This window comes from Bacteroides sp. AF20-13LB, assembly GCF_003603065.1.
In the GTDB taxonomy this organism is placed as follows: Bacteria; Bacteroidota; Bacteroidia; order Bacteroidales; family Bacteroidaceae; genus Bacteroides; species Bacteroides uniformis.
The window spans coordinates 193,621-207,336 of record NZ_QTMH01000006.1 but is presented as its reverse complement, the minus strand read 5'-3'; the positions used below and the strand labels follow the sequence as shown (position 1 = coordinate 207,336).

The window sequence follows — 13,716 nt, the reverse complement described above, 5'->3', positions numbered from 1 at the left end:
TACATCATTTTTTCAGAGAAAGTGAATGGTTTATTTATTTCGAACTTATGAATCTTTATACGCCTGTAGAAGTAGTTTCCAGTATGCCCCTTCTTTCGCAAGAGAATAATCTGTTGCTGATGGGTTCTTGTTTTGCGTCCGAGATGGGGCAAAGGCTGGCGGATGCCAAGTTCCGTTGTGACGTCAATCCTTATGGTGTGCTTTATAATCCGTTTTCCATTTCTGCGGCATTGCGTGAAATCATTGCGGGCAGATGCTACAATGAAAACGATATTTTCCTCTTTCATGAACTTTGGCATAGTGCCATGCATCATGGTAGTTTTTCCTCAGTCTCTGCAGAGGAAACATTGGCAGGCATTAACGGGCGTTTGAAAAGCGCCCATGAAAGGCTGGACCGGTTGGATTGTCTGCTGCTGACTTTCGGATCTGCCTGGGTTTATGAAAATAAAAAGACGGGAACTGTAGTTGCCAATTGTCATAAGCAACCTGAGTCCTGCTTTACCCGCCGTATGCTTTCTGTCTGTGAAATAGTATCTGACTACACCTCTTTGCTTTCCGGCTTGCTGGCGCGGATTCCCCGGCTGAAAGTATTGTTCACCGTCAGCCCCATCCGCCACGTACGTGACGGAATGCATGCCAACCAGCTCAGTAAAGCTACCCTGCTACTTGCCGTGAACCAGTTGCAAGCCACTTTCCCGGAACATGTTTTCTATTTTCCGGCTTATGAGCTGCTGCTCGACGAGCTTCGTGACTATCGCTTCTATGCAGAAGACATGGTGCATCCTTCCGAAACAGCCATTCGCTATGTCTGGGAACGGTTTACCCGGTCGTGCATCTCTGCCGATGCGTTACGGATTATGGAAGAAAGTGAAAATATCCGTAAGATGTTGTCACATAAGCCATTTTATCCCGCTTCAGAAGAGTATAAGCGTTTTTTAGGACAAATTGTGTTAAAAATAGACCAACTTAACGGAAAATACCCGTACTTAGATTTCCAAAAAGAGAGAGAAATATGTCGTATTCGATTGAAAGCATAACCGAAAGTATTGGCGCACGGCGTATGGGAAACGCGCCGGCTACCATAGACTGGCTGCTCACTGACAGCCGTTCCCTGAATTTTCCTGAGGAAACATTATTCTTTGCCTTGACCACCAAGAGGAATGACGGTGCGCGCTATATTACAGATTTATATGCCCGTGGAGTACGTAATTTTGTGCTTAGCGAAGAAAGCTTTAGATTAATGGACAATGGACAATTGACAATTGACAATGCTATGCAGCGTGATGATGCGCAGTCAATTGTCAATTATCTCATTGTTCCCAACCCGCTGAAAGCCCTGCAAAAACTGGCGGAACAGCATCGGAACCAGTTCCAGATACCGGTCATCGGTATTACGGGAAGCAACGGCAAGACCGTTGTGAAAGAATGGCTGCACCAGTTGCTCAGTCCGGAACGTGCCATTATCCGTTCTCCCCGCAGTTATAACTCCCAGATTGGAGTGCCTTTGTCTGTGTGGCAGATGAACGAACAGTCCGAACTTGCTATTTTTGAAGCCGGTATTTCCGAGCCGGGGGAAATGCGCGCTTTGCAGAACATCATCAAGCCTACCATAGGCATCCTGACCAATATAGGAGGGGCTCACCAGGAAAATTTCTTCTCGTTGCAGGAGAAATGCATGGAGAAGCTGACGCTTTTCAAGAATTGTGATGTAGTGATTTATAATGGTGACGATGAGTTCGTCAGCAACTGTGTGGCGAAGTCCATGCTGTCTGCACGTGAGATTGCGTGGAGCCGGAAAGATATGGAACGTCCTCTATATATAAGTAAAGTGGAGAAACGGGATGACTGTACTGTCATTTCCTATCGCTATCTGGATATGGACAATACGTTTACTCTACCGTTCATAGATGATGCTTCCATCGAGAATTCGCTGAACTGCCTGGCCGCATGCCTCTATCTGATGCTTCCTGCCGAACAGATTACAGAACGTATGGCAAGGCTGGAACCCATCGCCATGCGGCTGGAAGTCAAGGAGGGAAAAAACAACTGTCTGTTGATTAACGACAGTTATAATTCTGACCTTGGCTCATTGGATATTGCACTCGATTTTCTTTACCGCCGTTCGCAAAGTAAGGGATTGAGGCGGACTTTGGTTCTTTCGGATATATTGGAGACCGGTCAGAACACGCCGACACTTTACCGACAAGTGGCACAGCTGGTAAACAGCCGTGGCATTGAACGCATCATAGGTGTAGGAAATGAAATATCTTCCTGCGCTGCACGCTTTAATATAGAGAAGACCTTTTATCCGGATACAGCGGCCTTGATACGTGCCATTCAGCGTGGGGAACTTCGCCTTGAAAACGAAATAATTCTGATTAAGGGTGCACGTAAGTTCGGTTTTGACTCCTTGACGGAAGTATTGGAGAAGAAGGTGCACGAAACCATTCTGGAGGTTAATCTTGGAGCGATGATTGCCAATCTGAACTATTATCGTGGCAAGCTGAAGCCGGAAACAAAGATGGTCTGCATGGTGAAAGCCTCCGCTTACGGTGCAGGTTCTTATGAGATAGCCAAGACTTTGCAGGAACATCATGTCGATTATCTTGCCGTGGCGGTTGCCGACGAAGGCTCCGAACTCCGCAAAGCGGGCATCACTGCGAACATCATTATCATGAATCCTGAGATGACTGCTTTCAAGACCATGTTCGATTACAAGCTGGAGCCCGAAGTATATAGCTTCCATCTGCTGGACGCTTTGATTAAAGAAGCGGAAAAGGAAGGTATCACAAACTTCCCCATCCACATAAAGCTGGATACCGGTATGCACCGCCTGGGGTTTGCTCCGGAGGATATGCCCCGGCTGATAGAACGGCTGAAGGGACAGAATGCTGTGATTGCCCGTTCCGTCTTCTCGCATTTGGTAGGGAGCGATTCGCAACAATTCGACAGTTTTACACGCCGGCAGATAGAAATGTTCGAGAAAGCGTCCATGGAATTGCAGGAGGCTTTTCCGCATAAGATACTTCGCCATATCTGCAATTCCGCAGGTATCGAGCGTTTCCCCGGGGCGCAATTCGATATGGTGCGCCTGGGTATCGGCCTCTATGGTGTCAATCCCATAGACAATTCCATTATGAATAATGTGAGCACGTTGAAGACTACCATCCTCCAGATACGTGATGTTCCCGAAGAGGATACGGTGGGGTATAGCCGGAAAGGGCATCTCACCCGTCCGTCGCGTATAGCGGCTCTTCCCATCGGTTACGCCGACGGCCTGAACCGCCATCTTGGAAATGGACATGCCTATTGTCTTGTAAACGGCCAACGGGCAGCCTATGTAGGGAATATCTGCATGGATGTCTGTATGATTGACGTGACGGACATCGATTGCAAGGAGGGTGACAGTGTGGAAATTTTTGGTGACCATCTGCCTATAACCGTTCTTTCCGATGTACTCGAAACTATTCCTTATGAGGTGTTGACAAGCGTTTCTACACGGGTAAAACGTATTTATTATCAAGACTGAAGATAGGGGGCAGGGATTAGGGATTAGGGATTGCGATAAAATTAATCCTTAATCCTTAATCCCTAATCCTTAATTTTCCTATCTTTGCACTATAATTAATCAGATATAACTATGACAAACTTACTTTTATTAGGCTTTCTGCCCAGCGGTTCCGAATGGATAATTATTGCATTGGTCATCTTGCTGTTGTTTGGTGGTAAGAAAATTCCCGAATTGATGCGTGGTTTGGGCAAAGGAGTGAAGAGCTTCAAGGATGGTGTGAATGAAGCCAAAGAAGAGATAAACAAGGCTCAGGAAGATTTGGATAAACCGGCTGAAAAGAAATAAAGGAACAAGGGTATTTATTATTTGACAATTTACTATTTACTATTTGATACTCTGAGAAGTTCAGGAGTATGGGTAGGCTTGTTGCCTTTTCCACAGCGCAGCCCAAATAGTAAATTGTAAATTGTCAAATAGTAAATCCCCGCAGCGCAGCCCAAATAGTAAATAGTAAATTGTCAAATAGTAAATCCCTTTATGTCAGAAAAAGAACTAACCTTTTGGGACCACTTGGACGAGTTGCGCCGGGTGTTGTTTCGTGTACTCGGTGTGTGGTTTGTATTGGCTATCGGTTATTTTATTGCCATGCCTTATCTGTTTGACAATGTGATATTGGCTCCTTGCCATAACGACTTCATTTTCTATGACTTGCTGCGCTGGATAGGGCAGAGACTGGATTTGCAGGATGAATTCTTTACCCAGGAGTTTCATGTGAAGCTCGTCAATATCAATCTTGCCGCACCGTTCTTTGTCCACATGTCTACCGCTTTCTGGATGTCGGTGGTAACGGCTGCTCCTTATACTTTCTATGAAATCTGGCGCTTTGTAAGCCCTGCACTCTATCCAAACGAGCGTAAAGGGGTGAGGAAAGCGCTGGGTATAGGTACGGTGATGTTCTTCATCGGTGTGTTGCTGGGGTATTTTATGGTCTATCCGCTGACATTGCGTTTCCTTTCCACTTATCAATTGAGCGCAGCCATCGAGAATCAAATTTCCCTGAACTCGTACATCGACAATTTCATGATGTTGGTGCTTTGCATGGGACTGGCATTCGAACTGCCGCTGGTGACATGGCTGCTTTCCCTGCTGGGACTGGTGCACAAGACCTTTTTGCGGAAATACCGCCGTCATGCTGTTGTCATCATTGTTATTGCCTCGGCCATCATTACTCCGACCGGTGACCCGTTTACCTTGACAGTAGTGGCGGTGCCGCTTTATCTGCTCTATGAGTTGAGTATCCTGATGATAAAGGATAAAAAGACTGATGATGAAGCGGAAGAAGTGGAGACAGAGGAATGATGGATTGTGAAGTAAAGGAATATTTTAGTATATTGCTGGAAGCCTGCCACGTTGAGGAAATCTCCTTGGACGTGGCCTATCGGCAATTGCGCGAGTTGCTGGAGCGTTTGTGCCGTACACAGATGCCCGACGGCAGCTTGCAGATGACGGACCTTTCTGCACGTATCAGTTTCGTGGCTTCGAAGGCCGGACTTTCCACCGTGGAACAGAACCGTCTGCATACCTTCCGGCTGACCTCCAATGCTATTCTGAACCGCCAGGCGGAACCGCAACGTGAACAGTTGTTGCGTGATGCCAAGACACTGGCATTCTTTGTCAAGCGCTTGACGGGGGAGGAGATACCTGCCGAACTTTATCGCCTGCTACCCCGTGCGGATGCCACCTATATAGTGGCACCGCCCGCCAAAGAACGGATAAAGCGCATGCGCGTCTGTTTTCAGTATGCCGATGATACTTATTTATATGTACTGCCCGTAGACACTGTAGCCGATGAGCCGTTGCGTGTCCGTTATAATGTACCTCAGATTAATGAAGAGTTTGCAGAAATCTGCCGGATTCTGTGGCGGCATGCCCAGGTCAATCTGCTGGATGTTACGGTGGACGAAGTCGGCATACTCACCCCTTCCTTTATTATACTTGAGCCCGATTACTTGATAGACATCAGTTCGCTTGCCGAATGCTTCAAGGATTACGGGCATCATCCTGCCAATTATATCCTGGCACGGCTCCAGTCGCCAGACAATACCCGTCCGTTACTGTTGGGTAATATTGCCAACCTCTTTCTGGACGAATGGATTCATGCCAAGGAGGCACCCGATTATTTGGCATGCATGAAGAAGGCCTTCCGTTCTTATCCCATCGAGCTGGCAGCATGTGCCGACCTGCGCGACCGGGAGAAGGAAGCTGAATTCTTTTCCGATTGCAAGCGCCATTTCGATAATATCCACCGGACGGTGACAGAAACATTTCGTGCATCCGGCTATGAGCTCGATAGGACTGATGCCGTGCTGGAACCCTCTTACATCTGTGAAGCATTGGGTTTGCAAGGGCGTCTGGACTACATGCAGCGGGATATGACCTCGTTCATTGAAATGAAGTCCGGTAAGGCGGACGAGTATTCCATCCGTGGTAAGGTGGAGCCTAAAGAAAACAATAAGGTGCAGATGTTGCTCTATCAGGCTGTGTTGGAGTATTCTATGGGAATGGACCATCGACGTGTAAAGGCTTATCTGCTCTATACCCGTTATCCGTTGCTTTATCCGGCGCGTCCTTCGTGGGCAATGGTGCGCCGTGTGATGGATGTGCGTAACCGGATTGTAGCCAATGAATATGGCATCCAGTTACGGAATAGCCCACAGTATACGGCAGAGCGCCTGAAAGACATCCATCCGGATACCTTGAATGAGCGCGGTTTGGACAATACCTTGTGGAAACGCTTCCTTTGCCCCTCCATCGATGCCGTAGCGCAACGCATCCGTTCGCTTTCGTCGTTGGAACAAAGCTATTTTTATACGCTCTATAACTTTATAACCAAGGAACTCTATACCTCCAAATCTGGAGATGTGGATTATGAAGGACGTACCGGTGCTGCCGCCCTCTGGCTTTCCACACTGGCTGAGAAATGTGAGGCAGGTGAAATTCTGTACGATTTGGCTATTTGCGAGAATCATGCGGCAGATGCGCATAAACCGTATTTGTCACTCAGAACGAAGCAAATGGTTGCTTCCCGGCAGGAGCGGGTTCTGCCCAATTTCCGTCAGGGTGATGCGGTGGTTCTTTACGAACGGAATACGGATACCGACAACGTTACCAACAAGATGGTGTTTAAAGGTAATATAGAGCGCATATCCGATAACGAGGTCTGTATCCGTCTTCGTGCCACTCAGCAGAATGCGGGTGTATTGCCTGCTGCTAGCCTTTATGCCATAGAACACGACTATATGGACACCTCCTTTCGTAGCATGTATCTGGGACTTTCCGCTTTCCTTTCTGCCACTCAAAGACGGCGTGATTTGTTGTTGGGGCAGCGCCCTCCCGAGTTCGATGCTTCTTTGGATACTGGTATTGCGACCGCTCCGGATGATTTTTCGCGGATTATTCTAAAAGCGCAGGCTGCCCGCGACTATTTCCTTTTAATCGGTCCGCCGGGTACCGGCAAGACCTCTCGCGCGCTGCGGGGCATGGTAGAAGCCTTTTACCGGGAGGGGAAACAGATTCTACTGCTTTCGTATACCAATCGTGCTGTAGATGAAATCAGTAAGGCGCTGGCTTCCATTGAGCCTGAAATAGACTTTATCCGTTTAGGCAGTGAGTTGTCTTGCGATGACTCATTCCGCCCGTATCTGATTGAGAATGTGTTGGAATCTTGTGCCACTCGGCGGCAGGTGCAGGAGCGCATTGCCCGTTGCCGTGTTTTTGTCGGTACGGTTGCCACGCTTTCTTCCAAGACCGAACTTTTCCGGTTGAAGACTTTTGATGTAGCGATTGTGGATGAGGCTACCCAAATTTTGGAACCACAACTGCTGGGATTACTCTGTACCCGCAATCCCGCAGGCGCGGATGCCATCGGCAAATTTATTTTGATAGGTGACCATAAGCAGCTACCCGCAGTGGTCTTGCAGTCGTCCGAGCAGTCGGAAGTGTGTGACGAAGCTTTGCAGGCCATCGGATTGTATAATTTGAAAGATTCCCTTTTCGAACGCCTTTATAGGAATCTCTCCAAGGAAAGTGCCAATCGCCAGGCATCAACCTCTCATTCTTCATCTTTTATCCCTCATCCCTCCTACGACATGCTCTGCCGTCAGGGTCGTATGAATATCGAGGTAGCTTTGTTTCCTAACCGGGCTTTTTACGGTGGTCTGTTGGAACCGGTTGGTCTGCCGCACCAGCAGGGAGAGCTGATTCTTGCTCCTGAGCTGTGTGATTGTGAGTTTGCCGGCTTGCTGACTCGTCGTGTCGCTTTTCTGCCTGCCGCAGTCGAACCGCCGGCACAGTCGGCCAAGATGAACCATTCGGAGGCGCGGATTGTGGCACGGTTGGCAGCGGCTATCTATCGGCAGTATGCAGCTGTTTCCGGTTTCAACCCGGCTGTCACTTTAGGTGTCATCACTCCTTATCGCAGTCAGATAGCCTTGATTAAGAAAGAGATTGCTGCTTTGGGTATTGCTCCTTTGGAGGATATATTGGTAGACACCGTGGAACGCTTCCAAGGTAGCGAACGGGATGTTATTATCTACTCTTTCTGTGTGAACCGGGCTTATCAGTTGAAGTTTCTGGCAAATATGACGGAGGAAAACGGTACTCGGATTGACCGGAAATTGAATGTTGCCCTTACTCGTGCCCGCAGGCAGATGTTTATGACAGGAGTGCCGCAACTATTGAAACTTAATCCTATTTATGCCGAGCTCTTGTCTGTAGTTTGCCATTCGTAACCGTCTTATTTAGTAAATCTTAAATATTTTCTGCTTCTTTATAGAGTTTATTAATAACGCTGTGTGAGATAAACCATTATCTTTGCATCACGTTTTTTTCATAGAGATTTAGATTTAAGGTTAGAAGAATTGTGGAAGTCGTGAGACTTCCCTTTTTTTCATCTTAAATTGTGTTCCATTTACAGTTTTTTGTTTTTGACTGTAATTGAACGAAGAAAAGCCATTTCGTGAGAAAAGGCTTTTTTTGTGCGGAGTTTGCAAGGCATGTAATGCAGTTTGCAAACTCCGCATGATTCTGAATATCTATATAGAGACTTCTGATTAGTCCACTATAATCGGTTTGTACTTCGGAACCAGTGCCTTCATGATGCACCAGCCTATCAGGTAGGACACTGCACATACACAGAAGATGATGAAATATCCGGCAGGCTTGCCCTGGAATCCAAGAAATACCATTTGTGTCTTGTCGGCATAGTCGAACAGCAAACCGGAACTCATGTTGATAAGGAATGAGCTGATACCGCCCGCCATACCTCCGATTCCCACAATGGTGGCAATGGTGCTCTTGGGAAACATATCACCTACCACAGAATAGATGTTGGCCGACCAGGACTGATGGGCAGCGCCTGCAATACCTATGATGATAATCGGGAACCAATAGGCTTGTTCGCCAAATACTTCCTTGTTGCCCAATGGCTGTGCAAACAATGCCAATAGCGGGAACCAAAGATGAACATGGCCTGCATGCGTGCGGCGTAGGGGTTCTTACCGGTTTTGTTGATAATGATGGTGGGCAATTTCCCGCCATAGACGGACAACATCGTGATGGCATAGAGCACAAAGATAAGCATCTGTGCCGTGGGAGTATCTGAGGAGAATCCGTAAACGTCCGAAATGTATGCGGGTGCCCAGAAGAGGAAGAACCACCATACACCGTCAGTCATGAATTTGCCGAAAAATACAGCCCAGGTTTGCGGATATTTGAAACATTGCAGGAAAGAAATGCTCTTTTCATCCTTGGTTGTCGGAGTAGTCGCCTTTTTATCCTTCTCATTGTCTTTGTCTTGTTCTATATATGCCAGCTCAGCTGCGTTTACGTGTGGATTTTCATCAGGTTTCTTGTACATGAATATCCACAGTCCCATCCAGATGAAACCCAATCCGCCGATAACGATAAAAGCCATTTCCCAGCCGTTGCCCACGCCCATGCGTTGGAAGTAGCGGGCCAGGGTAGGGATACACAATGGGGCTATCAGTGCTCCGATGGTAGAGCCGGCATTGAATATGGAAGTGGAGAAGGCACGGTCTTTCTTTGGAAAATATTCGGCAGTCACCTTGATGGCGGCAGGAAAGTTTCCTGCTTCACCGATGCCCAGTATGATACGGGCGGCAATGAAGTAGTAAACGCTGGTGATGGCTATGGTAGAGGCCAATGCACCGGTAGCGCTAATCATGTTGGCGGCATTTTCAATGCCGAGGGTCATTTCTGTGGCAAGTCCGCAGAGGGCGTGCATACAAGCACCGATAGACCATACGGCAATGGCCCATAAATACCCTTTTTTCGTTCCCATCCAGTCGATGAAACGTCCGGCAAACAGATTGCCTAAGGCATAGACGATGGAAAAGATAGCTGTGATGTAGCCGTAGTGTGTATCGGTCCAGTGGAATTCGGGGGAGATGAAATCTTTCCAGGTCAATGAAAGAACCTGGCGGTCGAGGTAATTGACGGTTGTCGCGAAGAATAGCATGGCGCAGATAATCCAACGGTAATTGGTCATCCGCCCTGCGGTGTTTTGAAATGTACTCATGATAATAGATTTATATTTTGATGCAAATGTAGGGGTTTGTGTGTTGTTCGAGGTGTAATATTGAGTAAAAAGGATGTAGAAAATGACAAAAATAGGCATGGATTATTTAAGTCCATGCCTATCGGACGTTGCAGGGCAACTTTATTTCATATCGATGTATTTGATTTCGTCTTTGTCGCTGTATTTCAGGTTTTCACCGCCCATACCCCAGATGAAAGTATAGTTGCTGGTTCCGGCAGCAGCGTGGATGGACCATTCGGGAGAAGTGATGGCTTGTTCGTTGTGCAGCCATATCAAACGTTCTTCCTGCGGTTCGCCCATCAGGTGACAGATAGCGTTGCCGGGTTTCAGGTTGAAGTAGTAGTAAGCTTCCATGCGGCGAGTGTGCGTGTGGGCAGGCATGGTATTCCATACAGAGCCGGGAGCCAGTTCCGTGAGTCCCATCTGCAACTGGTTGGTACCGCCGTCTTTCACTCTTTCCAGTACATCTTTCACAATCAGCTGGTTTACGATACGGTCGTTGCTGTCTTCCATTTTTCCATAATGGTCGGAGATGCCCAGTGCATATTTCTTGGGGTTGGCTTTCTGAAGCTTGGCATCGGTGGTAATCAGCTGAGTAACATAGGGTTTGTAGGCCGGGGCCGAGTTGATGTAGAACTTGGCGGGATTGGTAGCGTCGTTGCTCTTGAAGGTTACTTCCTTATTTCCGCAGCCTACGTAAAGGGCTTCCTTATACTTCATGGGGTATTCCTTACCGTCTACAGTAACCACTCCGTCACCGCCGGTATTGATGACACCCAGTTCGCGGCGTTCGAGGAAGTAAGTGATTTCCGGACCCAGTTCACGGAACACTTCCAACTTCAATGTCTTGTTCACCGGCATGGCGCCACCGTAAATCAATCGGTCGTAGAGGGTGTAGGTTACGTTGATTTCATCCGGAGCCATCACTTTGTCCATCATGAATCTGCTGCGCAGAAGTTCCGTGTCATAATGCTTCACGTCCTGCGGATGGCAGGCGGTCTGCACTTTGTAATTCACTTGGGCATTGGCTGCCATGGCAGCTGCTCCCATCATAAATGCAAGTACTAACTTTTTCATAATCCGTTACTATTTAATTTTTAACTTTTAATTTTTGATTGATTTCTGGTATTTGATGATAGCACGACGGTTCATAATCATCAGGAACAATGTGCATAATACAAGGATACCGGAGCCTATCCATTTCAACGAGTAGGTCAGGTGGAAAATGACCCAAGCAAAGGGGCTGGATGCAAAATCCAGTGCGCCGCCTTCAAAGCCGGCGGGGATATTCACGGCAGCATCTTGTGTCTTCTCGTATACATCGTGGGCTGCTTGTGTGAAATAGGGGGCGAGGTCTGTTACGAAATAAAGACCGATGGTCAGTACAACGAGTCCGATGATGAACGTCTTTACTACATTTCCTTTCGTGATGGGCAGTACCAGTGGGAAGAGGTAGAACATTCCGGCCAGCGATGCCAGAGGCAGGAACTGGTTACCCGGCAGGATGACAGCCAGCAGTATGGTTACGGGAATCAGCAGCAGGGAAACCACCAGCGTTGCAGGATGGCCGATAACCAATGCGGGGCTCATACCGATGTTCAGGCCGACAGCACCTTTGAACTTCTTGGCAATCAGCTCGCGGGTAGCATCAGAAATAGGCTTCAAGCCTTCGATGAACAAAGCGGTGATACGCGGAATCAGCTCCATTACGGCGCCCATCTTGATACCCAAACCTAATATATAAGGTATCTTGTCTACCAGTTCCTGACCGTTCTTGCAAGACAAAGCACCGATACCGCAACCGACCAGAATACCCAGGAACAGAGGCTCACCCAGCAAACCGAATTTCTTCTTCATGCCTTCCGCATCAATGTTCAATTTGTCAAAACCGGGGATTTTGTCCAATGCTTTATTGATGACTACGGCAAATGGAACGAAACCTGCGCAGAAAGGCTGGGGAATGGAGATACCCTCCATCTTGTCGTAGAATCCCTGGAATTTGTCGGCGGTATAGTCGGCCATAATCAGGGTAATGATGTAGCAGATAATAGCGGCGAAGAAACCCCACCAGATATTGTCGCTGGCAAAATAAACGACTGCGCCGATAAATGCGAAATGCCAGTAGTTCCAAAGGTCGATATTGACCGTACGGGTCGTTTTCGTTAATAACATCAGAAGATTTACTCCCAAACATACCGGAATGATGAATGCACCCACCGATGTGTTATAGGCTACAGCCGCAGCTGCAGGCCATCCCATATCGAATACTTTCAACTGAAGACCGTAAATTTCAACGACTTGGCTCAGAGCAGGACCGAGGCTGCTGGTCAACAGCGCAGTGACAACTGACAGACCTACGAAACCGACACCTACCAGCAGACCACTCTTTAGCGCCTTACTGAATTTGATGCCGATGCATACTCCCAAAATTGTAAAGATTATAGGCATCATCACTGCTGCTCCTAAGCCGATGATATAGCCGAAAACTTGTTCCATTCTCTTGTGATTTAATTAGGTAATTGAGTTTGTTTTTGCAATAGTATGAATTAAAAACCGGGTCAAAAATAAGACCTTTTCTCAATTAATCAAACTCGAAAAGCATAATTATTTAGTAAATGGGACAATTTTGGACGAAATTGGTCGTTATCGTGCACAAAATTGCTCGTTTTCGTACACGAAAACCAAATAATACACTCTCTGCATTGAAAAGTATACATAGGAAAAACAACAATTTTGGGTGGAGTGAACTTTAATCCAGTTTACTGTGTTATTATAAGACATTGAAACAAACCGGACTATAATGATATATTTGATTTTTTTATTGGCAATAGGACTATTGGTCGGATGGAGCTTATGGAAAGCTCCATCCGATATTGATTTATGGGGAAAAGATTTAGAGGATTGATAGTTATATTGGTTATATTCTGAAAATTTAACTATATTAGCGCCCGAAAAGCATAAATATGGCGCTAAATCTGATAAAAAAGGATAAATCCCACTCTGTTGTAAGCATTAAGCTGGATGAGCAAGAGTTTCATAATATTTTTAAGGAATATTATGCGGCGCTTTGTTCTTTCGCGTTCCAATACATGGAGGATGCGGATATGTCAGCAGATATAGTACAAGACGTATTTGCCAAGTTGTGGCAGATAAGAGACGATTTCTTTTATCTTCATCAGGTGAAAGCTTTTCTTTATACGGCCGTACGTAACCATGCCTTGAACGAACTTGAGCATTCGAAGGTAGCTCATGAATACGAGCAAAAGATTATAGCCAAAAAAGCAGATGCTTTTTTTCGTGATGCGATTGTGGAAGAAGAGACTTTCCGGATTCTGTCAGAAGCTATAGAGAAACTTCCTACCCAAATGAGAGCCATCATGCAGTTGGCTCTGGAAGGTAAAAAGAATGCAGAAATAGCAGAGCGTCTCAATGTCTCTCCCGAAACGGTACATACTCTTAAAAAAGTGGCTTATAAAAAGCTTCGTGCATTCCTTACCGATTATTATTATTGCCTTCTGTTATTTATCTAAAAGCACATTTTTTTCTATTTTTTCAAAAAAAAGTCTTTATCGATTCACCATGTTTT

Annotated in this window: 8 protein-coding genes and 1 pseudogene; 6 read left to right on the top strand and 3 right to left on the bottom strand. The window is 46.7% G+C overall.

From position 1 onward, the window contains the following. The first annotated feature begins 47 nt into the window (after positions 1 to 47). The 5 genes from DWX62_RS08865 (at position 48) to DWX62_RS08845 (ending at position 8,301) form a co-directional block, all read left to right on the top strand. On the top strand, positions 48 to 1,037 hold the full coding sequence (locus DWX62_RS08865; RefSeq protein ID WP_009037151.1) for a GSCFA domain-containing protein: 990 nt from the start codon (positions 48 to 50) through the stop codon (positions 1,035 to 1,037). Further along, the gene (locus DWX62_RS08860) at positions 1,013 to 3,529 is read left to right on the top strand and encodes a bifunctional UDP-N-acetylmuramoyl-tripeptide:D-alanyl-D-alanine ligase/alanine racemase (protein WP_009037150.1); all 2,517 of its coding nucleotides are present in this window, start codon (positions 1,013 to 1,015) and stop codon (positions 3,527 to 3,529) included. The genes DWX62_RS08865 and DWX62_RS08860 overlap by 25 nt, the downstream gene beginning before the upstream one ends. 111 nt (positions 3,530 to 3,640) lie before the next feature. Further along, on the top strand, positions 3,641 to 3,856 hold the full coding sequence (tatA, locus tag DWX62_RS08855; protein ID WP_005823939.1) for a twin-arginine translocase TatA/TatE family subunit: 216 nt from the start codon (positions 3,641 to 3,643) through the stop codon (positions 3,854 to 3,856). A 192-nt stretch (positions 3,857 to 4,048) separates the two neighbouring features. Then, entirely contained in the window at positions 4,049 to 4,870 is an 822-nt protein-coding gene (gene tatC, locus DWX62_RS08850) for a twin-arginine translocase subunit TatC (RefSeq protein WP_009037149.1), read from the top strand. Further along, positions 4,870 to 8,301: an AAA domain-containing protein gene (locus DWX62_RS08845; protein ID WP_009037148.1), complete on the top strand. Its 3,432-nt coding sequence runs from the start codon at positions 4,870 to 4,872 to the stop codon at positions 8,299 to 8,301. The genes tatC and DWX62_RS08845 overlap by 1 nt, the downstream gene beginning before the upstream one ends. Positions 8,302 to 8,622: 321 nt before the next feature. Here DWX62_RS08845 and DWX62_RS08840 read toward each other — a convergent pair. The 3 genes and pseudogenes from DWX62_RS08840 to DWX62_RS08830 all read right to left on the bottom strand — a co-directional run bounded on the left by DWX62_RS08840 (position 8,623) and on the right by DWX62_RS08830 (position 12,626). Beyond that, a pseudogene (locus DWX62_RS08840) lies at positions 8,623 to 10,109 on the bottom strand (MFS transporter). Positions 10,110 to 10,250: 141 nt separating this feature from the next. Further along, complete coding sequence (gene kduI, locus DWX62_RS08835) at positions 10,251 to 11,207, bottom strand: 5-dehydro-4-deoxy-D-glucuronate isomerase (protein WP_005823932.1); 957 nt, start codon at positions 11,205 to 11,207, stop codon at positions 10,251 to 10,253. 27 nt (positions 11,208 to 11,234) lie between these two features. Further along, complete coding sequence (locus DWX62_RS08830; RefSeq protein ID WP_005823931.1) at positions 11,235 to 12,626, bottom strand: PTS sugar transporter subunit IIC; 1,392 nt, start codon at positions 12,624 to 12,626, stop codon at positions 11,235 to 11,237. Between the two features lie 467 nt (positions 12,627 to 13,093). On the opposite strand from DWX62_RS08830, the gene DWX62_RS08825 reads away from it, so the two are divergent. Beyond that, on the top strand, positions 13,094 to 13,660 hold the full coding sequence (locus tag DWX62_RS08825) for an RNA polymerase sigma-70 factor (RefSeq protein ID WP_005823929.1): 567 nt from the start codon (positions 13,094 to 13,096) through the stop codon (positions 13,658 to 13,660). Positions 13,661 to 13,716 lie beyond the last annotated feature (56 nt).

Excerpts from the sequence above, each read along its gene's own strand:
- kduI (WP_005823932.1), bottom strand. The coding sequence starts at position 11,207 with ATGAAAAAGTTAGTACTTGCATTTATGATGGGAGCAGCTGCCATGGCA.
- DWX62_RS08845 (WP_009037148.1), top strand. The coding sequence starts at position 4,870 with ATGGATTGTGAAGTAAAGGAATATTTTAGTATATTGCTGGAAGCCTGC.
- DWX62_RS08825 (WP_005823929.1), top strand. The coding sequence starts at position 13,094 with ATGGCGCTAAATCTGATAAAAAAGGATAAATCCCACTCTGTTGTAAGC.
- tatA (WP_005823939.1), top strand. The coding sequence starts at position 3,641 with ATGACAAACTTACTTTTATTAGGCTTTCTGCCCAGCGGTTCCGAATGG.
- DWX62_RS08860 (WP_009037150.1), top strand. The coding sequence starts at position 1,013 with ATGTCGTATTCGATTGAAAGCATAACCGAAAGTATTGGCGCACGGCGT.
- tatC (WP_009037149.1), top strand. The coding sequence starts at position 4,049 with ATGTCAGAAAAAGAACTAACCTTTTGGGACCACTTGGACGAGTTGCGC.
- DWX62_RS08830 (WP_005823931.1), bottom strand. The coding sequence starts at position 12,626 with ATGGAACAAGTTTTCGGCTATATCATCGGCTTAGGAGCAGCAGTGATG.
- DWX62_RS08865 (WP_009037151.1), top strand. The coding sequence starts at position 48 with ATGAATCTTTATACGCCTGTAGAAGTAGTTTCCAGTATGCCCCTTCTT.